This is a genomic window from Mycobacterium kyorinense, from assembly GCF_002101735.1.
In the GTDB taxonomy this organism is placed as follows: Bacteria; Actinomycetota; Actinomycetes; order Mycobacteriales; family Mycobacteriaceae; genus Mycobacterium; species Mycobacterium kyorinense.
In genome coordinates this window covers 1-26,545 of sequence record NZ_LQPE01000158.1, presented here as the reverse complement: position 1 = coordinate 26,545, position 26,545 = coordinate 1, and the positions used below count along the sequence as shown (strand labels likewise).

At 66.8% G+C, this 26,545-nt stretch carries 23 protein-coding genes and 1 pseudogene; 16 read left to right on the top strand and 8 right to left on the bottom strand.

The annotated features are described in order from the left end of the window. Positions 1–5 precede the first annotated feature (5 nt). From AWC14_RS21980 to AWC14_RS21970, 3 genes are read left to right on the top strand one after another with little or no spacing between them, the layout of a single operon-like run. Positions 6–914 carry a metal-dependent hydrolase gene (locus AWC14_RS21980; RefSeq protein WP_045380633.1) on the top strand — a complete coding sequence of 303 codons (909 nt, stop codon included), beginning with the start codon at positions 6–8 and terminating at the stop codon, positions 912–914. After that, a complete protein-coding gene (locus AWC14_RS21975) occupies positions 911–2,656 on the top strand; it encodes an SDR family oxidoreductase (RefSeq protein ID WP_045380631.1) in 1,746 nt (581 codons plus the stop codon). Before AWC14_RS21980 ends, AWC14_RS21975 begins: the two co-directional genes overlap by 4 nt. A gap of 4 nt (positions 2,657–2,660) precedes the next feature. Beyond that, positions 2,661–3,743: a PDR/VanB family oxidoreductase gene (locus tag AWC14_RS21970; RefSeq protein WP_045380628.1), complete on the top strand. Its 1,083-nt coding sequence runs from the start codon at positions 2,661–2,663 to the stop codon at positions 3,741–3,743. Between the two features lie 87 nt (positions 3,744–3,830). Here the strand turns inward: AWC14_RS21970 and AWC14_RS21965 are convergent, their stop codons facing one another. Continuing rightward, a complete protein-coding gene (locus AWC14_RS21965) occupies positions 3,831–5,084 on the bottom strand; it encodes an alpha/beta hydrolase (RefSeq protein ID WP_045380625.1) in 1,254 nt (417 codons plus the stop codon). A gap of 153 nt (positions 5,085–5,237) precedes the next feature. Here AWC14_RS21965 and AWC14_RS21960 point away from each other — a divergent pair, with 153 nt between their 5' ends. The 11 genes and pseudogenes from AWC14_RS21960 to AWC14_RS21915 all read left to right on the top strand — a co-directional run bounded on the left by AWC14_RS21960 (position 5,238) and on the right by AWC14_RS21915 (position 16,234). Continuing rightward, entirely contained in the window at positions 5,238–6,605 is a 1,368-nt protein-coding gene (locus AWC14_RS21960) for an HNH endonuclease signature motif containing protein (RefSeq protein ID WP_045380623.1), read from the top strand. A gap of 59 nt (positions 6,606–6,664) precedes the next feature. Next, entirely contained in the window at positions 6,665–7,261 is a 597-nt protein-coding gene (locus AWC14_RS21955) for a TetR/AcrR family transcriptional regulator (RefSeq protein WP_045380620.1), read from the top strand. Further along, positions 7,219–8,370 (top strand): annotated as a pseudogene (locus AWC14_RS29790) (cytochrome P450); the annotation flags it as partial. The gene AWC14_RS21955 and the pseudogene AWC14_RS29790, both read left to right, overlap by 43 nt. 90 nt (positions 8,371–8,460) lie before the next feature. Then, positions 8,461–9,933 (top strand): flavin-containing monooxygenase, encoded by a 1,473-nt coding sequence (locus AWC14_RS29785; RefSeq protein WP_268811719.1) that lies wholly within the window; start codon positions 8,461–8,463, stop codon positions 9,931–9,933. 56 nt (positions 9,934–9,989) lie between these two features. Continuing rightward, complete coding sequence (locus tag AWC14_RS28395) at positions 9,990–10,469, top strand: hypothetical protein (protein WP_052425615.1); 480 nt, start codon at positions 9,990–9,992, stop codon at positions 10,467–10,469. An 83-nt stretch (positions 10,470–10,552) separates the two neighbouring features. Beyond that, entirely contained in the window at positions 10,553–11,071 is a 519-nt protein-coding gene (locus tag AWC14_RS29270; RefSeq protein WP_052425614.1) for a hypothetical protein, read from the top strand. Between the two features lie 40 nt (positions 11,072–11,111). After that, positions 11,112–12,326, top strand: a complete 1,215-nt coding sequence (locus AWC14_RS21935) for a sensor histidine kinase (protein WP_045380617.1) — start codon at positions 11,112–11,114, stop codon at positions 12,324–12,326. Further along, the gene (locus AWC14_RS21930) at positions 12,323–12,943 is read left to right on the top strand and encodes a response regulator (protein ID WP_045380614.1); all 621 of its coding nucleotides are present in this window, start codon (positions 12,323–12,325) and stop codon (positions 12,941–12,943) included. The genes AWC14_RS21935 and AWC14_RS21930 overlap by 4 nt, the downstream gene beginning before the upstream one ends. A gap of 83 nt (positions 12,944–13,026) precedes the next feature. Beyond that, complete coding sequence (locus AWC14_RS21925) at positions 13,027–13,572, top strand: nitroreductase family deazaflavin-dependent oxidoreductase (protein WP_193393855.1); 546 nt, start codon at positions 13,027–13,029, stop codon at positions 13,570–13,572. Beyond that, on the top strand, positions 13,569–15,065 hold the full coding sequence (locus tag AWC14_RS21920; protein ID WP_045380612.1) for a carotenoid oxygenase family protein: 1,497 nt from the start codon (positions 13,569–13,571) through the stop codon (positions 15,063–15,065). Before AWC14_RS21925 ends, AWC14_RS21920 begins: the two co-directional genes overlap by 4 nt. Next, the gene (locus AWC14_RS21915) at positions 15,062–16,234 is read left to right on the top strand and encodes a sensor histidine kinase (protein WP_045380609.1); all 1,173 of its coding nucleotides are present in this window, start codon (positions 15,062–15,064) and stop codon (positions 16,232–16,234) included. The genes AWC14_RS21920 and AWC14_RS21915 overlap by 4 nt, the downstream gene beginning before the upstream one ends. A 19-nt stretch (positions 16,235–16,253) precedes the next feature. On the opposite strand, the gene AWC14_RS21910 is transcribed toward AWC14_RS21915, so the two are convergent. The 5 genes from AWC14_RS21910 to fdxA form a co-directional block, all read right to left on the bottom strand. Then, a complete protein-coding gene (locus tag AWC14_RS21910; RefSeq protein ID WP_045380607.1) occupies positions 16,254–16,655 on the bottom strand; it encodes a hypothetical protein in 402 nt (133 codons plus the stop codon). A 43-nt stretch (positions 16,656–16,698) separates the two neighbouring features. Continuing rightward, positions 16,699–19,026 (bottom strand): APC family permease, encoded by a 2,328-nt coding sequence (locus AWC14_RS21905; RefSeq protein ID WP_045380605.1) that lies wholly within the window; start codon positions 19,024–19,026, stop codon positions 16,699–16,701. Next, the gene (locus AWC14_RS21900) at positions 19,026–20,801 is read right to left on the bottom strand and encodes an acyl-CoA dehydrogenase family protein (RefSeq protein ID WP_045380603.1); all 1,776 of its coding nucleotides are present in this window, start codon (positions 20,799–20,801) and stop codon (positions 19,026–19,028) included. Before AWC14_RS21900 ends, AWC14_RS21905 begins: the two co-directional genes overlap by 1 nt. Positions 20,802–20,891: 90 nt before the next feature. Continuing rightward, positions 20,892–21,974, bottom strand: coding sequence for a succinyldiaminopimelate transaminase (dapC, locus tag AWC14_RS21895; protein ID WP_045380650.1), 1,083 nt, complete (start codon positions 21,972–21,974; stop codon positions 20,892–20,894). Between the two features lie 23 nt (positions 21,975–21,997). Beyond that, entirely contained in the window at positions 21,998–22,324 is a 327-nt protein-coding gene (gene fdxA, locus AWC14_RS21890) for a ferredoxin (protein WP_045380648.1), read from the bottom strand. A gap of 120 nt (positions 22,325–22,444) precedes the next feature. On the opposite strand from fdxA, the gene AWC14_RS21885 reads away from it, so the two are divergent. Both AWC14_RS21885 and AWC14_RS21880 read left to right on the top strand, forming a co-directional pair. Next, on the top strand, positions 22,445–22,990 hold the full coding sequence (locus tag AWC14_RS21885; protein WP_045380601.1) for a PadR family transcriptional regulator: 546 nt from the start codon (positions 22,445–22,447) through the stop codon (positions 22,988–22,990). Further along, positions 22,987–24,996: an NADPH-dependent 2,4-dienoyl-CoA reductase gene (locus tag AWC14_RS21880; RefSeq protein WP_045380599.1), complete on the top strand. Its 2,010-nt coding sequence runs from the start codon at positions 22,987–22,989 to the stop codon at positions 24,994–24,996. The genes AWC14_RS21885 and AWC14_RS21880 overlap by 4 nt, the downstream gene beginning before the upstream one ends. Before the next feature lie 76 nt (positions 24,997–25,072). Here the strand turns inward: AWC14_RS21880 and AWC14_RS21875 are convergent, their stop codons facing one another. Continuing rightward, on the bottom strand, positions 25,073–25,618 hold the full coding sequence (locus AWC14_RS21875) for a YbhB/YbcL family Raf kinase inhibitor-like protein (RefSeq protein ID WP_069601533.1): 546 nt from the start codon (positions 25,616–25,618) through the stop codon (positions 25,073–25,075). Between the two features lie 39 nt (positions 25,619–25,657). Continuing rightward, a complete protein-coding gene (locus AWC14_RS21870; RefSeq protein WP_085241458.1) occupies positions 25,658–26,422 on the bottom strand; it encodes a maleylpyruvate isomerase N-terminal domain-containing protein in 765 nt (254 codons plus the stop codon). Positions 26,423–26,545: the final 123 nt, after the last annotated feature.

Below are 26,545 nucleotides of genomic sequence, written 5' to 3'. Positions count from 1 at the left end.
TAACGATGTTCACCGTCGATGACCAGGCAGCGGGCCCGCACGACGAGACGCTCGATCACGAGCGAATCGTCCTGCAGGCGCGCGACGTCGACTTCGACTGGGCGAAGCTGCCGTTCTACTACGTGCCCAACGAGGTCTTCGCCACCCACTTCTGCAACGTCCTGCATCTGCTGCTGCCGGCGGGCGAGGAGTGGATCGTCGACGTCTTCAAAAGGGCGCTGCCGCTGATCAAGGACGACCAACTGCGGCTGGACGTGCAGGGCTTCATCAGCCAGGAGGCCATGCATTCCCAGGCGCACGCCGGTGTGGCCGACCACCTCACCGCCAAGGGCGTCGATCTGACGCCGTTCACCAGCCAGATCGGCTGGATGTTCGACAAGCTCATCGGGGACCGGCCCTGGTGGAGCCGGCGACGACGGCAGAGCTGGTTGGCAGAGCAGGTGTCGATCGTGGCCGCGCTCGAGCACTACACCGCGATCCTCGGTGAATGGATTCTCGACACACCGCAGCTCGACGACCTCGGTGCCGACCCGGTGATGCTGGATCTGCTGCGCTGGCACGGCGCGGAAGAAGTCGAACACAAAGCGGTCGCCTTCGACACCATGAAGCACCTGCGGGCCGGCTACTGGCGCCAGGTGCGCACCCAGCTGCTGGTGACGCCGGCGATGCTGTGGCTGTTCGCACGCGGCGTGCGGTTCATGTACTCGGTCGACCCGCATCTGCCGCCGGGAACCAAGCCGCGGTGGCGGGACTATTTCGACGCGGCGCGGCGGGGTTTGGTGCCCGGGCCGTTCGAGTTCGTGCGGGTCATCGGTGCGTACTACAAGCCGAGTTTCCATCCGTCGCAGCTGGGTGGGGTCGGACGAGCGATCGAGTACCTGGCCAAATCACCTGCCGCACGGGCGTCGCATTGAGCACCAGCACTGTAACCGCGTCGGACGGTGTCACCCTTGCGGTGCACACCTACTCCGACTTCGACCCTAAGCGCCCGACCATCCTGGCTATCCACGGCTACCCGGACAACCACCACGTGTGGGACGGAGTAGCGGAACATCTTGCCGACCGCTACAACGTCATTGCTTACGACGTGCGCGGGGCCGGCGAGTCGTCGAAGCCAGCCGACCGTTCGGGATACCGCTTCCCACAACTGGTTTCGGACATCGCCGCGGTGATCGACAGCCTGGGGGTCGACGAGGTTCACCTGGTGGCCCACGACTGGGGTTCGATTCAGGCGTGGGCGGCGGTCACCGACGAGTCGGTGATGGGCCGGGTCGCGTCGTTCACGTCGATCTCCGGGCCGCACCTGAACTATGCGGGCAAGTTCCTGCGGTCAGCGCGCACACCGCGGGCCGTGGCCGACGTCGCCAAGCAGGTGCTGGCGTCCAGCTACATCTGGTTCTTCTTGTGCCCGGGTGTGCCCGAGCTGGCGATCCGGTCCCGGGCGACAGTGAAAGTCTTTGAGGCGGTTGAACGTATCGGCCGGTCGAGCACCCGCAGCCGGCGCCCTGCGCCGTACCGGTCGATCCACGACTACCTCCACGGGCTCAACCTCTACCGCGCCAACATGCCCGCGCCGATACTGGCGCCGCCAGCGCAGCTGCCGGAAACGCGTGTCCCGGTGCAGGTGCTGGCCGCGCGCAAGGACTATTTCGTCTCGCCGCCGCTGCAGCGGTTCACCGGTTCTCTCGCGCCGGTCGGCAGGATCGTCCCGATCGAGGGCGGGCACTGGGTGGTGACGGCGCGTCCCGACGTCATCGCCCGGCTCACCGGCGAGTGGGTGGACCTGGTCGCCGAGGGCGCACCGGACGACTCGGTCGTCAACACCGGATCACGTGACGTGGTGGGCAAACTCGCGCTGGTGACCGGCGCCGGCGCCGGGATCGGCCGGGCCACCGCAGTGGAGTTGGCCCGTCAGGGTGCGGCCACTGTCGTAGTCGTCGACCTCGATGCCGGCAGCGCGGGCGAAACCGCGGAGGCTGTGCGGGCCGCCGGGGCCGAGGCCGCGGCCTATGAGGTCGACGTCAGCGACGAAGCGGCGATGAACGACCTTGCCGCGCAAGTGCTGGGCAAGCATGGTGTGGTCGACATCCTGGTCAACAACGCCGGCATCGGGATGGCCGGCCGGTTCCTGGAGACGACGCCGGAGCACTGGGACACCATCATGGGGGTCAACGTCCGCGGCGTCATCAACGGTAGCCGGGTGTTCGGCGCGCAGATGGTCGAGCGTGGCCAGGGCGGGACGATCATCAACGTGTCGTCGGCGGCAGCATTTTTGCCCTCGAAATCCATGGTCGCTTATGGCACTACGAAGGCCGCGGTTCTCGCATTGAGCGAATCGCTGCGCGCGGACCTCGCCGACGAGGGCATCACGGTGACGGCGGTGTGCCCCGGGTTCGTCAATACCAATATCGCCAAAAGCACTGTCTACGCTGGTTTTTCGGCCGAGCGGCAGGAGCGCGCCCGGCAGAAGGCCGACGCCGCGTATCGGCGGCGTAACTACACGCCGGAAGCGGTCGCGAAGGCGATCGTCAAGGCAGTCCGGACCGGACCGGCGGTGCTGCCGGTCGCAGCCGAGTCCAGAGTCGGCTACGCACTGCGCCGCATCAGCCCGTCGCTGGTCCGGCTGTTCGCTCGGTTCGACCTTCGGCAGACGTGAGAAGATGACTGTGACGCAAGGTATTTGGAGGAGCAGACCCGCGGACCTGTACGGCCGGCGCAAGCGCGATCGCGCGCTGACCGCGCTGTACGGTGTCGGCACACTGTTCGGCGGGCTGGCATCGGCGTCGCGGTGGACGCCGTCGCGGGTGACGCCGGTACAGCGCACCATCGCCACGGTGGTCACCAAGCGCGAAGTGCTGGCACCCGATGTGGTGGCGTTGACGCTGGCCGATCCCGATGGCGGACTGTTGCCGTCGTGGACGCCCGGTGCGCACATCGATGTGCGGCTCCCGTCGGGGCGGCATCGGCAGTACTCGCTGTGCGGCCCGCCCGGCCGGCGCACCGACTACCGGATCGCCGTGCGCCGCATCGCCGACGGCGGCGGCGGCTCGATCGAGATGCACGACACTTTCGACGTGGGTGACTCGCTGGTGTTGGAAGGCCCGCGCAATGCGTTCTATCTCGTGACGGACGAACGCGAGGTGTTGTTCGTGATCGGCGGTATCGGGATCACGCCGATCCTGCCCATGGTCCAGGTCGCCGAGCAGCACGGAATCAATTGGCGCGCAGTGTATGCCGGCCGCAGCCGCCAGTACATGCCGCTGCTGGACGAGCTTGTGGCGGTGGCGCCGGACCGGGTCGCTGTCTGGGCGGACGACGAGCGCGGCCGGATCCCCACCGCGGCGGACCTGCTTGCCGATGCCGGGCCGACGACGGCCGTCTACGTATGCGGACCGACCGGCATGCTGGAGTCGGTGCGCGCAGCACGTGACAAACATGCCGACGCGCCATTGCATTACGAGCGGTTCAGTCCGCCGCCGGTGGTCGACGGGGTTCCCTTCGAGTTGGAGCTCGCGCGGTCTGGGCACGTGGTCAGCGTGCCGGCGAACCGCTCGGCGCTGGCGGTGATGCTCGACCGCGACCCGGCCACCCCGTATTCGTGTCAGCAGGGTTTCTGCGGAACCTGCAAGGTCAAGGTGCTGGCCGGCGACGTGGAACGCCGCGGGCGCGCCGCCGAGGGCGACGACGAAATGTTGGTCTGCGTCTCGCGGGCCAAGGGCGATCGCGTGGTGATCGACGCCTGATCTTCCGCCGACTGTGCGGTTTCATACGCGACACGCCGCGAAGAGTGTATGACGATGCACACTCGGCGCGTCGGTCCGGCGGTGACGTCAAGTCGCTGATGTAACCCTCGAGCGCACGTATATCTCGGCGAGGAACTGTTCGACAGCTACGGCTGCGTGCTGGGCACGGGCCGACCCGAAGATGTCGAAAGCGTGCTGCGCGTACGGTAATTCGGCGTACGCGACCGGTGCTTTGCTGACTTCCCGCAGCCGCGCGGTGAAGGCGCGGGCCTGTTCGACCGGGATCAGCGAGTCGTTGCGCCCATGCAGCACGAAAAACGGTGGCGCATCGGGACCGACGTGGCTGATTGGCGAGGCGGCGCGCAGAGCTTCCGTGGTTTCGTTGCGCGACAGCTTGAATACGTATTTGCCGAGCGTCGGCGTCATCAGTGGGTGCAGCGAGTCGCTATGGGTGAAGTCATAGACGCCATAGAACGGGACCGCGGCGCGCACGCTGGTGTCGGAGTCCTCGAAACCGGGTTGAAATACCGGGTCATTCGCAGTCACCGCGGCCAACGCACTCAAGTGCCCGCCGGCCGACCCTCCGGTGATCGCAATCCAGTCCGGGTCCCCGCCGTATTCGGCGATGTGCTCCTTGGTCCAGGCCAGTGCACGTTTGACGTCGACGATGTGGTCGGGCCAGGTCGATCGCGGGCTGAGCCGGTAGTTGATCGCGACACAGACCCAGCCCAATTCGGCCAGATGACTCATCAACGGATACGCCTGGTGGCGTTTACTTCCCAGCATCCACGCACCGCCGGGAACCTGCAGCAGCACCGGAGCCTGTCCTTTGGGATCCAAATCGGGACGCCGCCAAATGTCGAGGTGGTTGCGCGAGCCGTATGGGCCGTAACTGATGTTGGTGTCGCGCGCGTAATCGCCGTAGACCCGCATCATGCGGATGACGCCTGGTGTCTTGGCGGTTCCCGCGCCCGCGGGCCGCTTCCAGAGGTCGCCCGATTCGGTGCGACGGCCCGCGCCCAGCCCGGCATCCAGCGCGGCGGTCAGCGGACTGTCGGATTGGCGGCCGATGCGATGCAGACCTAATAGGCCCAGCCATGACACGGCCGACACCAGCCAACTGAACCAGCGCACCCGCGGTGAGAGCCGGCGAGTCACTGCGGCCAGTGTCGCGAGTTGGCCGCCGAGAACCTGCAGCGGTAGTTCCGAGGCGAACACGCCGTAGGCGAAAGCGAACAGCGAGGGGTAGCCGCGCTTGCTCAGCGGGCGGTAGCCGTTGGCGGTGAACGCCAACCCGGTCAGGGACCCCAAGACAGCTGTCAATTGCTTCACGACGGTCACTTAACCATCCGCGTGTCTCGTCACCGATGGTCGGGGTGACCTCGTTACAGGTGCCGGGCGGCCTCCTGAACCACTGTAATCACTTGTGTCACTTTGGTTTTCCATGTGGAAATTTTGGTGGCGAAGGTCGGACCGGGCTGATAGCATTCGAACATGCGTTCGAGTAGTCGTGAAGAGATCGTCGGGGTCTTCGACGCGCTCGAGGCCGACCTCAAACGCGCCCTGGACCTGTCCTTCGATGTGTTGAGCACTCCGGAAGCGCTGGCCATGCTGCAGCGCTGCGAAACCCTGCGCCGCCGCCTGCCCGCGGTCGAACACCCGCTGATCACCCAGATCACCGCGCAGGCCAGCGAGACCGAGTTGGGCGGCACGCTGCGCTTCGCGCTGGCCGAGCGGCTGCGCATCACCCCCGCCGAAGCCAGCCGACGCATCGGGGAAGCCAAAGACCTCGGAGCGCGCCAGGCCATCACCGGCGAACCGTTAGAGCCGCTGTTGCCCGCCACCGCCGCCGCCCAACGCGCCGGACAGATCGGGGCGGGCCATGTGGCGGTAATCCGCAGCTTCCTGCACCGGCTGCCGGGATTCGTCGACGCCGAAACCCGCCAGCACGCCGAAGCGCATCTGGCCGAGTTGGGCGGGCAGCATCGCCCCGATGACCTATCGAAGCTGGCCGACAGGCTTATGGATTGTCTGAACCCCGATGGCGATTTCACCGACGACGACAGGGCGCGCCGGCGCGGCCTGACCCTGGGCCGCCAGCAACACGACGGCATGTCACCACTGAGCGGCTGGGTGACCCCAGAGTTGCGCGCCACCATCGAAGCGGTGTGGGCCAAACTGGCCGCCCCGGGCATGTGCAACCCCGACGATGTGGCCCCGGTCCTCGACGGGCCAGCCCCCGACGAGGCGGCCCAGCGGGACTCTCGTGGAACCCATCAACGCCAGCACGACGGGCTGCTGGCCGGGCTACGCGCACTGCTGGCCTCCGGAAAGCTGGGTCAGCACAACGGGTTGCCGGCCAGCATCATCGTCACCACCACCCTGCAAGAGCTCGAAACCGGCGCAGGACACGGCCTCACCGGCGGCGGATCACTGCTGCCCATGTCCGATGTGATCCGGCTAGCCTCGCATGCGCATCACTACTTGGCGATTTTCGACAAGGGCCAAGCATTGGCGCTCTACCACACCAAACGCCTCGCCTCCCCCGCCCAGCGGATCGTGCTCTACGCCAAGGACCGCGGCTGCAGCTTCCCCAACTGCCCGGTACCCGGCTACCACTGCGAAGCCCACCACTGCACCCCATGGGCCACCTGCCGCACCACCGACGTCAACGACCTCACCTTCGGCTGCGGCGGGCATCACCCGCTCGCCGACAACGGCTGGACCACCCGCAAAAACACCACAGGCCACACCGAATGGATCCCACCACCCCACCTCGACCACGGCCAACCCCGCACCAACAACTACCACCACCCCGAAAAACTCCTCCGCGACGGAGACGACGAAGACGACGGGCCGTAGACAGGCCGATTGAACAAGCATATGCTTGGAAGACCCAAGCACTTGATTGGACGGCGAAGGTGGCCGACAGCACCCGCGATCGGATCCTCAACGAGGCGCTGCGGCTGTTCGCCGAAAACGGTTACGCCGGCACGTCGGTCGCTTCGATCGAAGAAGCCGCCGGGCTGTCGCCACACTCCGGCGCCCTCTACACCCATTTCGGGTCGAAGCATCAGGTCATGGCCGCGGCGGTCGAACGGGCGATACAGACCGCCGACGCGAGTTTCACGCTCGCTCCGATGCTGTCGCTCGGCAACCTCGAGGCCGAGCTGACCCTCGTCGCCCGCGGCTCGCTGGTGCTGATGACCAACTGGCGGGACCTGATTCGTGTGATGGCCAAGGAAGGTGACCGGTTTCCGGATGTGATGGCCGACGCCCGGGATCGCCTGTTCGTCCGGTCGCGCCAGTTCCTGGCCAAGTGGCTCGAAGACAAAGCACCGCACGACGATTCAGTAGATCGCGATTTCGAGGCGATCACCGCGATCTGGCTCGGCGCGATCGAGAACTATTGGATCGCAACGTCCATCCACAATGATCGTCCGCTGGGAATCGACGAGGACCGATTCATCCGGCAATGGGTTCACACACTGATGACCGCGATCGGGGCGCGCAGATGACCCAAACCGTCTTCGACCTGAACGATCCGGCTGTCATTGCCGACCCCTACCCGCACTATGCCCGGCTGCGCGACGAGGCACCGGTCTACCACAGCACGGACCCCGATCTATGGATCCTCAGCCGCCACGACGACGTCACGGTCGCAGTGCGCGATGCGCAACGGTTCTCCTCGGATCTGGGCAAGGCTTCACGCTTCGACGACAACCCATTCAACCCGTCGATGAAGATCCCAGCGGGGCTCGCCGGCACACTCGGACGCGTTGTGCCGCTTCGTACCTTGCTGACAAGCGACCCGCCCGAGCACACTGTGCTGCGCCGCAAAGTGAGCCGGGCGTTCACCCCGCGACGAATCACCGCGTGGGAGCCCCGGATTCGCCAAATCGCCGAACGCCTCGTGGACGACATGGGCGCGAAGGCCGACAACCGATCGATCGATCTGGTTGCGGATCTGGCCTCCCCGCTGCCCACCATCGTGATCGCCGAGATGATGGGCATCCCCGCCGATCGCCACGACGACTTCAAACGCTGGTCTGACAACCTGGTCAACGGGCTACTCACCGGCGGCAGCAAAGCCAAGATGCTGGCCAGCGCCGCGGAGATCTCATGGTTCTTCGCACGAACCGTGCGCGAGCGGCGCCGCAATCCCGGCGACGACCTGGTCAGCCTGCTGGTCACCGGCGACACCGACGCCCTGAGCCTCGTCGAACTGATCAACTTCTGCGTTCTTCTACTGGTCGCCGGCAACGAGACGACTACCAACCTCATCTCCAATGCCATGCTGGCCCTGCTGGAGCGCCGCGACCTGTGGCAGCAGATCACCGCCGATCCGTCCCTGGCGGCGGCCGCCGTGGAGGAGACACTGCGCTTCGACGGTCCCGGCCAGGGTCTTCTGCGCATTGCCACCACCGACGTCACGATCGGCGATGCCACGATCCCCGCCGGAGCCAGAGTGCTCCCGCTGATCGGCTCCGCCAACCGCGATCCCCGCCGTTGGGAAGACCCCGACGAATTCCGCCTCGATCGGAATGCCAACGAGCACATCGCGTTCGGTTCCGGCATCCACTTCTGCATCGGCAATGCATTGGCCCGCATCGAAAGTCGCGCCGCGATCGAAATGCTCTCGCGTCGGCTGCCGCACCTCGCGCCTGCCGGAGTACCGACGCGGATCGCCAGCCCGGTGCTGCGCGGGCTTCGGTCGCTGCCGGTCGAATCCTCGGGCGGGCACCGGCGCGAGCCCGGGATCGTCATCGTCGGGGCCGGCATGGCGGGCATCGCCGCCGCCCACGCCTTCCGCCAGGCCGGCTTCACCGACTTCACGATTCTGGAAAAGGGCTCCGACGTCGGCGGCGTCTGGCATTGGAACCGCTACCCGGGCTTGAGATGTGATGTGCCCTCGCACACTTACCAGTTCGCGTTCGCGCCGAAGCCCGACTGGAAACACGTCTGGGCCACCGGCGAGGAGATCCGCCAATACCACCGTGATCTCGTCGAGCGCCTGCAGCTCGACCGGCATCTCCGGCTGGGCTGCGAGGTCACCTCGGCGGCGTGGACGGACAACCGATGGCAGATATCCACCGCCGACGGTGACACGATCGACGCCGACTTCCTGGTCGCCGCCACCGGGGTACTGCATCATCCCGCGATCCCGGACATTCCCGGGTTGGACTCGTTTGCCGGGCCGGTGATGCACACTGCCCGCTGGACTGATGTCGACACCGCGGGCCGGCGGGTGGCATTGATCGGCACGGGTTCGACTGGCGTACAAGTGTTCTCGGCGCTGCAGCCCACTGCCGCGCACATCACCCATTTCGTTCGCACGCCGCAGTGGGTGATGTGGATGCCGATGGGACTGCGCCAGCCACGTGTCGTCAGCTGGCTCCTGCAGGCGCTGCCGGGGCTGGCCTGGACCGTGGACCGCGGCCAGCGCTTCGGTTCGGATCTCGTGGTCGACTTGGTTACCCGACCGTCCTGGCGGCGGCGGCTGGCCCAGGACTATGCGCGGCTGTGCCTGCGAGTTCAGGTGTGGGACAAGGACCTTCGCCGCCGTCTCACCCCCGGTTATCAGCCGTTCTGCAAACGCCAGGTGATCTCGGCCAGCTACTACCGGCGGATCGCCAAGCCGAACGCCAGCTTCGTCACCGAGCCCATTGCCGCGGTCACCCCGACCGGGATACAAACCGCCGACGGCACACACCACGAGGTCGACGTCATCGTGCTCGCCACCGGATTTCAGGCGCACAACTACATGCGCCCGCTGAACCTGCGCGGCCGCGACGGGCTGTCGATAGACGACGCCTGGGCGAAGGGCCCGCGCGCGTGGGCGATGACCGCGATCCCCGGATTCCCGAACCTGTTCACCGTGCTCGGCCCCAACTCCCCCTCCGGCTCGATGTCACTGCAGCACGTCGCCGAACTGACCGCCCGCTACATCACCGGGTGGCTGCGCCGGTTCCGCGACGGCGAGATCACCACCGTCGAAATCACCGAGGAAGCCACCAGCCGCTTCGCCGACGACGTCGCCGAAGCAATGAGACCGACGGTCTGGAATACCGGCTGCAACTCCTGGTACTTCGCCGACGACAACCACATCGACCTGTGGCCCTTCGACCGCAAACGGCTGACCACGATGCTGACCCAGCCCAACGACGACGACTACATCCTCATCACCTGAAAAACCCTGCGGCCGAGGCTTGCGCAACCCCCGGTCGCCGGGCGCATCATCGGGACATGGATGAATCGGCCAAGGTGATAAGCCGTGGTTGGTTGGCCATGCTCGTCGGCACCGCCCTCCTCGCCGCCGGGCTGGTCGTGCTGTGCTTGCCCGTCTACCTCGACGCACACGACCGCTGGGGCATCCAGATCAAATGCGGCAACGGCTACTACACGCAGTTGCTGCAGGCGAGCATCAGCGATCAGGAACCCGCGCAGCAGTCCAGGCCGGCCACCAACTACTTGGACCAATGCAAGAGCGCCCTGCTGCACCGACGCGCCTGGGCGATACCGTTGACCGCCGCCGGCACCCTGATCGTCATCGGCGAAATGGCGGCGTGGATGCGCGGCGGGTCACCGAGTGTCCCCGAGCCGGGGTCTGCCGAACCGGCCGGTCCGCCGCCGGCCGCCCTGCCCGAAGAGGAATTCCACGAAGCGGCCGTGCTGGATCGCCGCTACCGTGCGCACCGGCCGCCCGCCCACGACACGACGTTGTGATACCCGGTATCCACCGTTCGACCGACACCCAATTCAGCCGTCAGGCCGTCGTGTAAGAGCAGCAGACTGCCCATGATCGGGGCATGGACGAATCAGCGAAGGTGATAACCCGCGGGTGGGTGGACATGCTGATCGGCGCCTCTCTATTCGTGGCTGCCTTGGTCGCGCTCTGTTTTCCCGTTCATCTCAGCACCTACGACCAGTGGGGCGTCCAGCTCAAGTGTGGCAACGGGTATCACGCCGACTTGCTGCAGGCGACAGTAGATGACCAGGGTCACGATCCGCAGGATCCGCAATTCACGCAGGGTGGTGCATCGCGAGCGGTGCGGCCCGTCGCCAACTTCGCCGATCAGTGCAAAAGCGCCATAGCGCACCGACGCGCCTGGACGATACCCGTGGCTACGCTCGGTGCGCTTATCGTCATTCCCGAGTTGGTGGCATGGGCGCGCGGCGGCGGATCGCCAAGTTCTGACGCGTCGATAAATGCGTGGTCGGGCACACCCAGCGACGCTGCCGAGCGCGATACGTCGATACAGGCGGCGGCGTTTCTGGATCGCCGGAAGTGTTCACACCGTGCCCGAGCCTCGAACACGACCTTCTGACGCGCGCCGCCAACGCTCGCCCCGGCGCTAGCATCAGGTAATGGACGCGGCCGACACGCCGCGGCTGCGGGCAGCCGTCCGTACCGCCGGCGAGTGGCATTGGGCATGGGGACTCTACGTCGGCGGCGTGGGCATAGCGACGATCACAGCAGTCCTCATGCCGAACAATCGTGGCGGCAACCCGTCAATCGTCGCTGCTGCGATGGCCGCCATCGTGGTGTGTGTCCTAACTGTTGGGCGTCCGGTACTGCGTTCTGACAAATCGACCTGGCAGTCATGGGTGCTTGTCGGCGTCGTTGTGGCGTTGTCTCTGCTGGCGATATCGTGCTCGCCTGTCGTGGACGCGCCGGTGCCGGTGGCGATGGCCGCGGTACCGGCGATCTATCCCGTGATCTACACATCGTTGCCGATGTGGGCCGCGCCTGTGGTGACCATTGCGGTCACCGTCACGCCGCTGATTATGGTGCTAACCGCGGGACGGCCCATCTCCACAGATATCCCGCTGGTGTTCGGCGTTACGTTAATTGGTGTTATCGCCGCTCCGGTAATCGGCACATTGGGTGCACTTGCGACGCGGCAACGCACGAAATTGGCAGCGGTGGTCAAGGAGCTCGCGGCGAGCCGCGCCGAGAGCGCTCGGCTTTCGAGCGAGGCCGGTGCGGCGGCCGAACGAGAACGGCTGGCCCGCGAGATTCACGACACGCTCGCGCAGGGGTACACCAGCATCGTGGCCCTATCGCAGGCCGTCGAGGCGGAGTTGGACTCCGATCGGGCCGCCGCTGATAGACATCTCGAGTTGATCCGGACGACGGCGCGGGAAAACCTGGCCGAAGCGCGGGTGATCGTGGCCGGGTTGTCCCCGACGGTCCTCGGCGAAGGTTCGCTGGCCGCGGCGATCCGGCGTCAATGCGACAAACTCACCGCCGAGACCGGCATCGCGGTGAAGTTCTCCGCCGATCGCGACCTGCCCACGCTGGGCATGGCCGCCGACGTGGTGCTGCTGCGCGCCACTCAAGAAGCGCTCGCCAACATCCGCAAGCATGCTCAGGCAAGCGCAGTGTGCGCCAAGCTGTCGGCCGTGGCCAATGGCGTTCGGTTGACGTTGGCGGACAACGGCATTGGGCTATCGAGCGATCACCCTGAAGGGTTCGGCCTGCGCGGGATGAAGGCACGGGTGGCGCAGGTGGGCGGGACCATGCGGGTGTCCCGAACACCCGGTGGCGGGGTCACCATCGACATTGAGGTTCCGGCATGACGACGGTCTTGCTTGTCGACGACCATCCGGTGGTCCGGGAGGGCCTGCGCGGCATGATCAACGCGGAGACGGACCTCACCGTCGTCGGCGAGGCGGGCAACGGCGCCGAGGCGGTCGCGATGGCCGAATCACTGCGCCCGGACGTCATTCTGATGGATCTGCGCATGCCCGATGTCGACGGCGTAACCGCGACCGAGCGCATCCTCGCGGCGCTGCCGAACACCCGGGTCCTGGTTGTCACCACTTACGAGTCCGACGCCGACATCCTGCGGGCCGTCGAGGCCGGTGCAGCCGGGTACTTGCTGAAGGACGCGTCTCGCGCGGAACTGGCTGAGGCGGTGCGTGATGCGGCCCGCGGCAAGACTGTGCTCGCTCCCTCGGTGGCCGACCGCTTGGTGCGTTGGGTGCGCCAACCCGCGTCGCCGGCGTTGTCGGCCCGCGAGGTTGACGTGCTTACGCTTGTCGCAAAGGGCAAGACCAACGCGGATATCGGGCGCGCATTGCACATCAGCGAGGCGACGGTGAAAACCCATCTGCTGCGGGCATTCAACAAGCTCGGGGTGTCCGACCGCACCGCCGCGGTGACCACGGCGATGTCGCTGGGCCTGCTTACCTAATCCCGCTGTCCACCGTTCGACGGATACCGAATACAGCCGTCAGGGTGTCGCGAACCCGGCGCCGGGTCACGCAGGATCGGCGCATGGACACCAATGGCGTGCGCGCCGCCGCGGTCGCGCAACTCGGGAAGCACCGGCGCCTGCTGCGCTCGGGCCGTAGCGGCCGAGTGCTCAGCGCGCTGATGCTCCCGATGTTCAAGCTGTCGCCCTCGGTTGGATTCGGTGTGTTGACGACGACCGGGCGCAAGACCGGCAAGCCCAGGAGTAAGTGCGTCCGCATGATCCGGCGGGACGACCGGGTGTACATCGTGGCGCTTCGACCGCCGCATGTCGCGGTGACGGAGCCGGACGTCGTGCACGCCTGGGTACGCAACATCCGCGCCAACCCGGCCGTGCAGCTGCGGATCCCCGGCGGCACGTTCGGCGGTGTGGCGCGCGAGATCACCGATGCGGCCGAGCTGGCGACTGCGCGGGCCACGATCTGCGACACCGTGAACCCGGTCGACTACGCCGAATGCGCGCTCCATCTGCGCGGCTGGCCTACCCGCGCGAAAATCCAAGAGCTGCACCGCTATTGGTTTGACACCGGCATCCCGATCGTCATCGAACTGAAGGAGACGGGCGCATGACAACAACATTCGGCGAAACCGCAGTTGACGCTGGGAACCCGTATCTGAGCGGTAACTGGGCTCCGGTCCGGCGGGAAATCACCGCGACCGATCTCGACGTGACCGGCTGTATCCCCGAGTACCTTGACGGACGCTATCTACGTGTCGGACCCAATCCCCTTGGTGACCCGGATCCAAGCCGGTATCACCCGTTTCTCGGCGAAGGCATGGTCCACGGCTTGCGGCTGCGGGACGGCAAGGCGCAGTGGTACCGCAATCGCTGGGTGCGCTCGGCTGACATGTCACGCCGCCTCGGCGAGCGATGGCCCGGTGGACCGCACGACGGCGGTTTCGACTTCGCGACCAACACCAACGTCATCGGCCACGGCGGGCGCACGTTGGCTCTCACCGAGGCCGGTGTGCGGCCGTACGAATTGAGCGACGACCTGGAAACCGTTGGCCCGTCGGACTTCTGCGGAACCCTTTTCGCCGGCTACACCGCACATCCCAAACGGGATCCCGTGAGCGGCGAGTTGCACGCAGTGTCGTATAACCCCATGCAGGGCAGCCTGATTCGATACACCGTCACCGGAGTCGACGGCAAGGTGCGTCGCAGGGTAGACATAAAGCTCAATGCCCAAACGATGATGCACGACTTTTCGCTCACCGAGCGCTACGTCGTCCTCTACGACCTGCCGGTGGCGTTGGATTTCAGCGCGGCGACGTCCCGCAGGCCGGCCAAGGCGTTGGCCAGGTGGCTGACTCGCGTCGTCGAGCGCCACGCCGCACCGGATTTCGTGCTGCGGGCTGCCATGCGCGGATCGGAGCGGGGAGGACCGCCGAACTTGCCGCTGCCTTATCGCTGGGCGCCGGAGCGCAAGGCCCAGGTCGGTGTCATGCCCAGGGAAGGAACGGCCGCCGACATCCGCTGGTTCGAGGTGCAGCCGTGCTACGTGTTCCACCCGCTCAACGCCTTCGACGACGGCAACAAGTTGGTGCTGGACGTCGTTCGTCATCCCAAGATCTTCGCGAGCGCCACCGAGCCAATCCCGGACACACAGTCGCTGGATCGATGGACGGTAGACCTCACCACTGGTTCCGTGACCGAGGAGCGACTCGACGACACCTCGCAGGAATTCCCTCGCGTGGACGAGCGTCTGGTCGGCCGGCGCCACCGCTACGGCTACGCAGTCGGATATGCGCCGGGATGGGCCGCGCTCACCGCGCCGGACGTGATCCTCAAGCACGACGTGCTGACGCAATCGACAAGAGCGGCGTCCTTTGGCGCCGGCCGCGAGCCCAGCGAGTTCGTCTTCGTCCCGTCCGCGGCGGATGCCGCCGAAGACGACGGCGTGGCGATGGGATTCGTCTACGACCGCACCACCGATCGCAGCGATCTGGTACTGCTCGACGCACAGACGTTGGAGGCGGTCGCCACCGTGCACCTGCCGGCGCGAGTGCCGAACGGATTCCACGGCAACTGGGTGCCCACGGGGGCTAACATCGCGCAATGAACGATGGCGCGGCGCGGGCCACCGAATGGCATTGGCTTTGGGATGCCTACATCGCCGGTGTCTGCATCACGGCCATCGCCGCCGTCTTTCTGCTCAACGACCGCTTCACCGGCAAGCCACCGGTCGCCGCCGCGCTGTTGGCGGGCATCGCGGTCTGGGCGCTGACCTTCGGGCGCGGCGTACCCCGCTCGGGCGAAACCACCTGGCGAACAACCACATTCGTTGCCGTGGCGGTGACGTTGTTAGTACTGGCGATGTGGTTCTCGATCGTCGCTGTCGCGGCGATACCGGCGATCTATCCAATCGTCTTCTCGGCGCTACCGCTGTGGACCGCGATAGCCGCGACCACCGCGATCAACTTCATCCCGTTGGCGATCGCGCTGATCGTCGAAGGACCGCACACGCCGGATATCGCTGTGGGCGTGGCGATCACGCTGATCGGCGTCGTCGCCGCGCCCGTGATCGGGACCATGATCGTGACGGCGACGCGGCAACGCGCCAGGTTAGCCACGGTGGTCGCCGAGTTGGCAGCCACCCGCGCCGAGGCCGAGCGGTTGTCGCGCGCGGCCGGTATCTCAGCCGAACGGGAGCGGTTAGCGCGGGAGATCCACGACACGCTGGCCCAGGGGTTCACCAGCATCGTCGCACTGGCACAGGTCGTTGAAACCGAGTTGGAAACCGACCCCGGCGCCGCGAGCCGCCACGTCGAGTTGATCCATACGACTGCACGGGAAAACCTTGCCGAGGCGCGGGGCATGGTGGCTGATCTGACGCCCGCCGACCTGGAACAGGGGTCGCTCGCGGCAGCGATCCAGCGTCAGTGCGACAAGCTCAGCGCCGAGACCGGCACCGCCGTGAGCATGTCCGCCGACCGGGACCTGCCGGCGCTGGAAATGGCCAAGGATGTGGTGCTACTGCGCGCCGCCCAGGAGGGGTTAACCAATATTCGCAAGCATGCGCAGGCAACCGTAGTACGGGTTCAGCTGACCGCGTCCGCGGGCAATATTCGGCTTTGCTTGTCGGACAACGGCATTGGCTTGACTGGCGACCACGCCGACGGATTCGGGCTGCGCGGGATGAAGGCACGGGTGACTCAGGTCGGCGGCACGATGACTGTCTCGCCGGCGCCCGGCGGCGGCACCGTGATCCAGATCGACGTTCCGAGCTGACGACGTTCCTGAGCGACGGTCACCCGGCCGGGTTGCTTCGACGCTTGTCGGTCCTGCGCTCGGCCGAGGGCTTTCCAGCGGCGAGTCGACCCAACGTCGAAACCCCCGGGAGGCTGGACAGAGCCTTGAATACGTCATCGCCGGTGGCGACGAGCGCTTCAAGCTGGGGCAGCAGGCGGTCCATGGTCCGGATCATCGGATCGGCAAGGGCGATGTACCTTTCCGCCCGGTCGATTGTCGTGTTGAGGCGCTCAGTCGCCACCGCGAGGTTCTCCAGGAGATCCGGCAGCTGTGCAGCGAGTTGAACCGAAGCCGGCGGAATTCGCATCGCACCGCTGGCAACCGACTGCGCCGTCTCCACGGCGGCTTGAGCGGCGGACTTGATGTCCCCAGGTTTCGGAACCTTCGGATTGGTAGCCATGTCAGTAACTTTGCCGCACACCGGCGCCGCTGTCCTCGCTTTGCTACGTAGTTTCCACCGGTTCCTCGATCACCTGGTAGGCCGGGTCGACCATCGACATCGGACGATTGCCGCCGCCGCGCACCTTTCCCGTCACACGCAGCAGTTGGCCGGGCTGGACGTCGTCGCCGCGTCCCGGGTGGAAGGTCACCCGTATTTCTCCGCTGTCGTCGCCGATGACGATCCAGCGAAATGTCTGCCGGCGCTTGGTGATGTCCTCGACCTGACTGACTCGTCCCTCGACGGTGGCTCGCTGCCCCTCGATGAGCCCGCCCACCGGGATCACCGCCGACGGCCGTTCGGGATGCTCGTACTCCTGGACCGTTTGCTGCTCGCCGTGGGAGATCCGCTCTTCGATCTTCTCGAGCTCGCGAGCGATCCGCTGCTCGAAGAGATCGGGGAAAGCTTCGGCGATCCGGGACTGCACGTCGTACGGCACGATGGTCGCGGCGGCGTCCGGAATCCGGCTGATGGCGCGGGCGATCTTGTCCGCGGTGCGGTCATGGAGCAGGCGCCCCAGCAGCGGCGCGTAGGTGCGACGTGGCAGCAGCACCGTCACGTTGGTGTCGGGGTGCTCGCTCAGCGCCCGAAGCACCAGTTCCTGCGCCCCGCGCGTGATCTGGCGATCCGGACAGTCCACGACGCGCAACCGGGTGTCGAGTTCGAAGCGGTCCCAGCGCTTGCGCAACTGCGCGGCGTGCGCCGCGTCCACCATGAAGTGCACCGCGATCAATTCGTCGGCGCGCAACCCCTTGCCGTAGCGCAGCGCCTCGATCACCGCGAGGTCGACAGAGTTGACGAAGACGAACACCCGATGCCGCGCGTACTTGACCAGTTCGGGGCGGTCGGTACGGAACATCTCGAGAATCGCGGCCTCGGCGCGGTATTCCTTGTTGAGCCGCATCAGCGCCAACACCATCAACGGAAAGACGACGACCACCAGCCAGGCACCTTCGGTGAACTTCGCCACCGCGAAGATGCCCACGATGATCGTCGACAAGATCCCGGCAGACAGGTTGATCGCCAGCTTGCGCCGCCAGCCGGGTTGGCGGTGCGTCAGATGGTGTTTGGTCATTCCGTAGCCGGCCATCGAGAACCCGGTGAACACGCCGATCGCGTAGAACGGCACCAGTGCGTTGACCGAGCCGCCGGTGGCGACCAGCAGCGCCACCGACAGCGCGGTGAGCGCGATGATGCCGTTGGAGAACACCAGCCGATGCCCGCGTTTGGTCAGCTGCCGCGGCAGAAAGCGGTCCTCGGCAACAAAGCTCGCCAGCGCCGGGAAACCGTTGAAGCTCGTGTTGGCGCCGGTGAACAAGATGGCGGCAGTCGACGCCTGAACCAGAAAGTACAAGGCGTCGCCGACGATTCCGTGGCCGAACACCACCCGGGCGATCTCGGAGAGCATCGACGGGTATTCGTCGACATACGGGGTGGCGTGCGTGACATGCGCCAGGTAGGCCACCCCGGCCAACAGGAACCCCAGGATGCAGGCCATCGTGGTGAGGACACGACGCGCGTTGACGCCCTGCGGTTTACGGAAGACATTGACGGTGTTGGAGATGGCCTCGACCCCGGTCAGCGACGACCCGCCGTTCGCGAAGGCGCGCAGCAGCACCAGGATCGTCGCACCCATCACCAGCCCGCTGCCCTGATGCACCGGCACCGCGCCGGCAATGTGCTGTGGATCGTAAGTCGGTAAGCCCCAGAAGATGTGGCGGATCACGCCGGTCACGATCGTCGCCGAGATCATCACCACGAAGGAGTAGGTCGAGATCGCGAACGGCAGGCCCGCCTCGCGCAACCCGCGCAGGTTCGCGTAGCAGATCAGAAGTACGACGGCAACAGTGATTTCCAGGCTGTAGGGCCCGAGCGGTCGGATCGCCGACACCACCGCGACCGTGCCGGCCGCCGACTGCACCGCGACCGTGACCACGTAGTCGATCAGCAGTGCCGCGGCGGCGATCTGCGCCACCCGGGGCCCGAAGTTCTCCCGGGCAACCACATACGAGCCGCCGGCGCGGGTGTAGGCCATCACCACCTGTCGATACGAGGCGGCGACCAACACCAGGATCAACAGGATGACACCGGTGATCGGCAGCAGCAACGCGAACGCGGCCAGGCCCGCGTGGGGCAGCAGCTCGATCATGATCTGCTCGGGGCCGTACGCGGTCGACGAGATCGCGTCGGGTGACAGTGCGCCCAGCGCAACAGGATTCGACAGCCGTTCGGAACTCAACTCCTCGGTGATCAGCGGCTTGCCGAGGAACACGCGCTTGAAGACGTCGGTGACCGACAGCGGGATGCGCGGCTGAGCCGCAGGCGTCGTCATCAGTCGGTGACCAGCGCGCCGTCGACGAGTTCGTCGAACCGTTCGATTGCCTCGTCGCTGTCGGCGTCGATGCCGCGCAGCGGCCCATGGTCGGCCAGATATCGCTGCGCGTACAACCGGGCGAGCAGTGCTTTGCGGTCTGCGCCGAATGTTGCCCGCTCCCAGGCGGCCTGCTCGGTCAGCAACGCCCCCGCATACACGTCGCCCATGAATTGCGCGAGCGGGAACAAGCGCGCCTCGGCCACATCGCCCTCCAGCTTGGTCCATGCGGTGATCGCCGCATCCAGATCGCCGATACGGCGGCTCACCAACTGCGTCGTAGCGTCGTCGTCGGACACCGACACCGCGTCGTGCAGGCGCTCCAGCAGCGGCTGGTGGGCCTGGATCTTCTCGATACCGCGCCGCACGTCCAGGCACAAGATGTTGTCGGGTCCCTCCCAGATGGTGTTCACCTGGGCGTCGCGCAATATCCGTGCCACCGGCCAGTTTTCGATGTAGCCGTTGCCGCCGTGGATCTCGATCGCGTCCGAGGCCATCGTGATGCCCAGCCGGCATACCTTGAGCTTGGTGACGGGCACCGCGATGCGCTGACGCACCGGCCGGGGCTGGCGATGGTTGGCCAAGCCGGTGCCGTCGAAAACCAGCGCCTGGGCGGCTTCGACGTCGACGATCATTTCGGCGAGCTTGCGCCGCATCAACGGCTTGTCGATCAGCCTGTCGCCGAAGGCTTCTCGCCGCCGCGCGTAACACAGCGACTCGACCAGCGCGCGGCGCGCGTTGCCGACCGCGAACAGCGCGATACCCAGCCGCGCGGCGTTGGTCAGCTCCATCATCCGGCCCAGACCCTTGCCGTCGTGCGAGCCGGCCTCACCGCTGGGCTCACCGGAGAGCAGGAACGCTTCGGCGTCAACGAATTCCACTTCGCCGGAGGCCACCGACCGAGTGCCGAGCTTGTCCTTGAGACGACGGATGCGCACTCCGTTGCGCGACCCGTCGCGCCGTGTCCGCAGCACCAGGAAGGTGGCTACGCCGCGACTGGAGTCGGGCGCGCCCTCGGGTTTGGCCAATACGACGAACACCTGGCCGTCGCAGTTGGATGCGAACCACTTGAACCCGTTGAGCCGCCACGCGTCGCCGTGGGGCGTCGCCGTCGTCTCCAATGCGCCCAGATCCGAACCGCCGGTGCGTTCGGTCAGCAGCTGCGCCGTCTCGCCCTCCCACTCGCCGGTGTCGAACTTGGCCAGCACATGGTCGCGCACGTCGGCCGGTGCATAGGCCGCGACAAGCGACTTGACCATGCCGCCGCCGGTGCCCAGCGCGCAACCCATGCCGATGTCAGCCTGGTCGAGCAGATAGTTGGCCGCGAACAACGGCAGCGACGGGTTGAGGCCGGCTTTGCGGGCGTCGTCTTTGAGCGCCTTGTGCGCGTCGAGCACCGCCCGTTTGGATGCGGTGAACGACGGCGGTTGCACCACCCGGCTGACGTCGTGGCCCCAGCGGTCGTAGCGCTCCAGCCGCGCCGGGTTGCGATCGGTCTCCTCGGCCCACCGCGCCACCGGCCCGCCCATCAGCTCGCCGATGCGGTCCAGGTGCGGCTCGGCGACCGCCAACTCGTCGGGCCGCAGGTAGTAGGCCATGGTGAACTGCAGACTCGGATCGGTGCGATACCAGTTGAGCCCGACGGCCCCGGTGTAGTTCTCGGTGCGGTAGCGCTCGGATTTCTCCGGGGAGCTGAACGGCAGCCGGTCCACCGCTTCGCGGTCGTACTCGGTCATTTAGCGCCGCTCCTCTCCCCCGCAAGCGGGAGGTGCCCCCACATCGCTCTCTTGCTCTGCATCGTCGCCGGCGCGCACACTGCGACGGTATTACAGCCGCGCCACCGCCGCGGCGATCCGCTCGTCGGTGGCGGTCAGCGCCACCCGCACGTGGCGTGCGCCGCGCGGCCCGTAGAACTCGCCCGGCGCCACCAGGATGCCGCGCTGCGCCAGCCAGCCGACGGTGTCGCGGCAGGGCTCGCCGCGGGTCACCCACAGATACAGCCCGGCCTCGGAATGGTCGACGGTGAATCCGGCCGAACGGAAGGCGGGTAGCAGCAGGTCGCGCCGGCGCCGGTAGCGCTCACGCTGCTCGCGTTCGTGCTCGTCGTCGTCGAGCGCGGCGACCATCGCGGCCTGCACCGGGGTGGGCACCATCATCCCGGCGTGCTTGCGGACCGCCAGCAGTTCGCCGACCACGTGCGGATCGCCGGCGACGAACCCGGCCCGGTAGCCGGCCAGCGAGGAGCTCTTCGACAACGAATGGACCGCCAGCAGACCGGTGTGGTCGCCGTCGCACACCGACGGATGAAGGATCGACAGGGGCTCGGCGTCCCAGCCCAGCCCGAGGTAGCACTCGTCGGAGGCCACCAGCGCGCCGCGCTCGCGCGCCCAGGCAACGACCTTGCGCAGGTGGTCCACGCCGAGCACCCGCCCGGTCGGGTTGCCGGGCGAGTTCACGTACACCAGCGCCGGGGTCTGCGGCCCCAGCTGGGTGAGCGAATCCGCGTGCAACGTCTGACTACCGGCCAGCCTCGCGCCGACGTCGTAGGTCGGGTAGGCCAGCTCGGGCACCACGATCAGATCCGCGGCGCCCAGCCCCAGCAGCGTCGGCAGCCACGCGATCAGCTCCTTGGTACCGATCACCGGCAGGACGGCCGTCTCGGCCAACCCGGTGACGCCGAAGCGGCGGCTCAGCGCCTTGACGGCGGACTCCCGCAACCGCGGGGTGCCAGCGGTGGTGGGGTATCCCGGCAACGCACTGGCCGAGGCAAGCGCCTCGCGGATCAGCGGTGCGACCGGGTCCACCGGGGTGCCGACCGACAGGTCGACGATGCCGCCGGGGTGTGAATCGGCCAGTGCGCGTGCGTCATTCAGGGTGTCCCACGGGAACACCGGCAACGACGCCGACACGGGCCGGCGGATCACTGTCTCGCTCAGTCGCCCTCACCCTGTGGCGGCAGATCCTTGACCACCTGCGGGTCGTTTTCGGTCATGCCGACCTTCGCCGCACCGCCCGGGGAGCCGAGTTCGGCGAAGAAGTCCGCGTTGATCTGCGTGTACTGGCTCCACTGCTCAGGCACGTCGTCTTCGTAGAAGATCGCCTCGACGGGGCAGACCGGCTCGCAGGCGCCGCAGTCCACGCATTCGTCGGGGTGGATGTACAGCATCCGAGCGCCCTCATAGATGCAGTCGACCGGGCACTCCTCGATGCATGCCTTGTCTTTGATGTCGACGCAGGGTTCGGCGATCGTGTACGTCACGAAGGTCTCCTCCAAGTGCTGTTCAATGACGCGGATCTGTTGGTTACTGATACTAGACGTTGCAGACAAAAAGCAAACACCGCACTGGTTATGCAACTAGTTGCATAGTAGGCTGCCCCGGTGGCGCTCACCCACGCAATCCTGGTCTCGCTGTCCGAGCAGTCCGGCTCGGGCTACGAGCTAGCCCACCGATTCGATCGCTCGATCGGCTATTTCTGGACCGCCACCCACCAGCAGATCTATCGCACCCTGCGGGCTATGGAGGACGACGGCTGGGTGCAGGCGACGCCCGTGGTCCAGCAGGGACGCCCGGACAAGAAGGTCTACACCGTTTCCGACGCGGGGCGTGCCGAGTTGGCCCGCTGGATCGCCGAACCGCTGACCGGACGGGGCAGCGCGCTGTCGGACACCCGCACCCGCGACGTCGCCGTCAAAGTACGCGGCGCGGCCTACGGCGACATCGCCGCGCTGCGCACCCAGGTCGTGGCGCTGCGCGCCGAACACGCCGAATTGCTCGACACTTACCGCGGATTCGAGAAGCGGCAATTCCCCGACCCGTCGAAGCTCCGCGGTGCCGCCCTGCATCAATATCTGGTGCTGCGCGGCGGCATCCGCGCCGAGGAGAGCGCGATCGATTGGCTCGACGAAGTGGCTGCCGCGCTATGACGTATCCAAACCTGTTGTCGCCGTTGGACATCGGCTTCACCACACTGCGCAACCGGGTCGTCATGGGATCAATGCACACCGGGCTGGAAGACCGCGCCCACCACATCGACCGGCTGGCCGAGTATTTCGCCGAACGCGCCCGCGGCGGCGTCGGGCTGCTCATCACCGGCGGCTATGCGCCCAACCGCACCGGCTGGTTGCTGCCGTTCGCCTCCGAGCTGGTGTCATCCGCCGAGGCGCGACGGCACCGGCGTATCACGAGCGCGGTCCACAACGCCGACGGCAAGATCCTGCTGCAGATCCTGCACGCCGGTCGCTATGCGTACCACCCACTTTCGGTGAGCGCATCATCGATCAAGGCGCCGATCAACCCGTTCCGGCCGCGGGCGTTGTCGTCGCGCGGGGTGGAGAGCACGATCTCTGATTTCGCCCGGTGTGCTTCTTTGGCCCGCGAGGCGGGTTACGACGGCGTCGAAATCATGGGCAGCGAGGGCTATTTGCTCAACCAGTTCCTGGCGCGCCGCACCAACAAGCGCACCGACGCCTGGGGCGGCGCACCGGAGAAGCGCCGCCGGTTCCCGGTCGAGATTGTGCGCCGCACCCGCGCGGCCGTCGGCCCCGATTTCATCATCTGCTACCGCATGTCGATGGCCGACTACGTCGAGGACGGCCAGAGTTGGGATGAAATCGTCGCGCTGGCAACCGAAGTCGAGGCAGCCGGGGCCACCCTGATCAACTCCGGGTTCGGCTGGCACGAGGCGCGGGTGCCGACGATCGTCACCTCTGTGCCGGGTGGCGCGTTCGTCGACATCAGCGACGCCGTCGCCGGACACGTCAGCATTCCGGTGGTGGCGTCCAACCGGATCAACATGCCGCAGGCCGCCGAACAAATCCTTGCCGAGACCGACGTCCAGCTGATCTCGATGGCCCGGCCACTGTTGAGTGACCCGGAGTGGGTGCTCAAGGCCGCTGCTGATCGTGCCGACGAGATCAACACCTGCATCGCGTGCAATCAGGCGTGCCTGGATCATGCCTTCGCGCACAAGGCGGTGTCGTGTCTGCTCAACCCGCGGGCCGGCCACGAAACGCGGCTGGTGTTATCCCCGACCCGACGTGCCCGCACGGTTGCAGTGGTCGGGGCCGGGCCGGCCGGACTGGCGGCCGCGGTCAACGCCGCGCAGCGCGGCCACCGCGTCACGCTGTTCGAGGCAAACGACTTCATCGGCGGCCAGTTCGACTTGGCCCGAAGGATTCCCGGCAAAGAGGAATTCAGCGAGACGATCCGCTATTTCACCACGATGCTGGCCAAGCACGGTGTGGACGTGCGGCTTGGCACTCGAGCATCGGTCGACGAGCTGGCCGGCTACGACGACGTGGTGCTGGCCACCGGTGTGGCACCGCGGATTCCGTCCATCCCGGGTATCGAGCACCCGATTGTGATGAGCTATGCGGAGGCCGTCACCGGCGCCAAGCCCGTGGGCAAGCGCGTGGCCGTGATCGGCGCAGGCGGCATCGGCTTCGACGTTAGCGAATTCCTGGTAACCGAATCGTCGCCGACACTGAATCTCAAGGAATGGAAGGCCGAATGGGGGGCGGCCGACCCGCAGGAAGCGCGCGGCGCACTGGTGGCGCCGATCCCTGCGCCCCCGGCCCGCGAGGTGTACCTGCTGCAGCGCAGCAAGGGCCCGCAGGGCAGCCGACTGGGCAAGACCAGCGGGTGGGTGCACCGCGCGTCGTTGAAAGCCAAAGGGGTGCAGCAACTTTCCGGAGTGAACTACGAGCGGATCGACGACGACGGGCTGCACATCAGCATCGGGCCGCGGCGGCAACTTCTCGCCGTGGACAACGTTGTGATCTGCGCCGGCCAGGAGCCGGTGCGCGACCTCGAAGAAGGATTGCGCCGCAACGGGATTGAGCCGCATGTGATCGGCGGGGCCGCGCTGGCCGTCGAGCTGGACGCCAAGCGCGCCATCCGGCAGGGCACCGAGCTGGCCGCCCGGCTGTAGCCTCCCCTTTTGCGCGAGCGTGCGTGTCCCCGGCCGACACGCCGAGCGTGTCGGCCGGGGACACGCACGCTCGCGGCTAGCCGCCGAACAGGCCCACGGTTCGGCCCTCCGCGATGGCCGCTTCCGCGATCGTTTTGGTCGCCTCGGCCGCCGGCGTGGTTGGCGCCAAGGTCAACGGCTTGTTCAGTGCATACAGCTGGAAGCGGTAGTGATGCACGCCGCTGCCGGCCGGGGGGCACGGCCCGAAATACTCCGGCTTGCCCGCGGAGTTCAGGCTGACGCTCGCTCCCTGCGGAAGCGGCCCCAACTCGGTGGTCGACGCCGGAATGCCGGTGACCACCCAGTGGACATAGAGCCCGGAGGGCGCGTCGGGGTCGTCGACCACCAAAGCCAGCGACTGGGTGCCGGTCGGCACGTGGTCCCAGCGCAGCGGCGGCGGCACATTGCGGCCCTTGCACGTGTATTCGGCCGGGATCTGGGTGTTGTCGGCGAACGCGGGACTGCTCACGGCGAGCTTGGCGGCTTTGGACGTCGTCGGCTGGTTTTGCGGATTCTCTTTGGCTCCGCTGCAGCCGGGGAGCATCAGAATCAACACCGCAAGAGCGGCCAACGCCGGTCTCATGGCCGTGTGTATACCCGCCCTGCGGTAGCGAGTAAAGGCCTAATAGCCGGCCAGCAGGCTGCGCACGCGACCCAGCGCTTCGGGCCCGGCGGTGCTGCTAATCCGCGACGGGTCTGCGGGCCGTCGTCCCCACAACAGCAGAACACGGGCCGCCGCGTCCGTTTCGAGGGTGGCCGGGCCGTCGGGCTCGGCGAGTTCGATTCGGACCGAATCCTTTTCGGCCGCGACGACGACGTCGTCAGCGCCGGGCACACGCAGCCGCGCCTCGATGCGCTCCGCGGGCTCCAGCCGCTTGGCGCCCTTCATCAGCAGCGGCTTTCCCACGGCCATCACGCTGTGGGTCGTCATCCAGGGTTCGGCCAGCCGCGCCCGCGCAGCGGCGTCGTCGCCGGTGACGTCCCAGCTGTGCAGCACGAGTTCTTCGCGCATGTGCTCGGCGAACCACGGCACTTTCATGGTTCGGCCGGTCCAGGCCACGTCGGTCTCGGCGGGCAAACGGTCGGCGGCTTCTGCGACCTCGTTCAGCATGGCCATCCGGTCCTGCAGGGCGTCCCACAGGTCCGAGTCGTTCATGACGCGCAGTGGTCCCTCGCGTTCCTCGAAGCTTCGGGTGCCGACGGGCTGGCCTTCCAGGTGCCCGCACAATACTCGGGCCAGTTCCTCGGCATTTCCCGCCTGATGAATGACGATGTCCCGCACCGTCCAGGCCTCACACCAGGTGCCGGCGTCGGGACGGCGCTGCTGCACCGCATCGACGAACGGTTGCCACTCGGGAAATCGGTCGGTGTCGATCTTTGCGTGCACGACAGAGGTATACCCCTTGCCGCCGCCCGACGCACTTGTTCGCGAGCGTGTTGCTCCTATGTCAAGCGGCCGTGTTTTGCGGTGATTGATGGCTGGTTTTGTGGTCGGCTCGTAGGCGGCGGA

Coding starts and splice junctions, on each gene's coding strand:
- AWC14_RS21980 (WP_045380633.1), top strand. CDS start 6: ATGTTCACCGTCGATGACCAGGCAGCGGGCCCGCACGACGAGACGCTC.
- AWC14_RS21970 (WP_045380628.1), top strand. CDS start 2,661: ATGACTGTGACGCAAGGTATTTGGAGGAGCAGACCCGCGGACCTGTAC.
- AWC14_RS21960 (WP_045380623.1), top strand. CDS start 5,238: ATGCGTTCGAGTAGTCGTGAAGAGATCGTCGGGGTCTTCGACGCGCTC.
- AWC14_RS28395 (WP_052425615.1), top strand. CDS start 9,990: ATGGATGAATCGGCCAAGGTGATAAGCCGTGGTTGGTTGGCCATGCTC.
- AWC14_RS29270 (WP_052425614.1), top strand. CDS start 10,553: ATGGACGAATCAGCGAAGGTGATAACCCGCGGGTGGGTGGACATGCTG.
- AWC14_RS21935 (WP_045380617.1), top strand. CDS start 11,112: ATGGACGCGGCCGACACGCCGCGGCTGCGGGCAGCCGTCCGTACCGCC.
- AWC14_RS21930 (WP_045380614.1), top strand. CDS start 12,323: ATGACGACGGTCTTGCTTGTCGACGACCATCCGGTGGTCCGGGAGGGC.
- AWC14_RS21925 (WP_193393855.1), top strand. CDS start 13,027: ATGGACACCAATGGCGTGCGCGCCGCCGCGGTCGCGCAACTCGGGAAG.
- AWC14_RS21920 (WP_045380612.1), top strand. CDS start 13,569: ATGACAACAACATTCGGCGAAACCGCAGTTGACGCTGGGAACCCGTAT.
- AWC14_RS21915 (WP_045380609.1), top strand. CDS start 15,062: ATGAACGATGGCGCGGCGCGGGCCACCGAATGGCATTGGCTTTGGGAT.
- AWC14_RS21910 (WP_045380607.1), bottom strand. CDS start 16,655: ATGGCTACCAATCCGAAGGTTCCGAAACCTGGGGACATCAAGTCCGCC.
- AWC14_RS21905 (WP_045380605.1), bottom strand. CDS start 19,026: ATGACGACGCCTGCGGCTCAGCCGCGCATCCCGCTGTCGGTCACCGAC.
- AWC14_RS21900 (WP_045380603.1), bottom strand. CDS start 20,801: ATGACCGAGTACGACCGCGAAGCGGTGGACCGGCTGCCGTTCAGCTCC.
- AWC14_RS21880 (WP_045380599.1), top strand. CDS start 22,987: ATGACGTATCCAAACCTGTTGTCGCCGTTGGACATCGGCTTCACCACA.
- AWC14_RS21875 (WP_069601533.1), bottom strand. CDS start 25,618: ATGAGACCGGCGTTGGCCGCTCTTGCGGTGTTGATTCTGATGCTCCCC.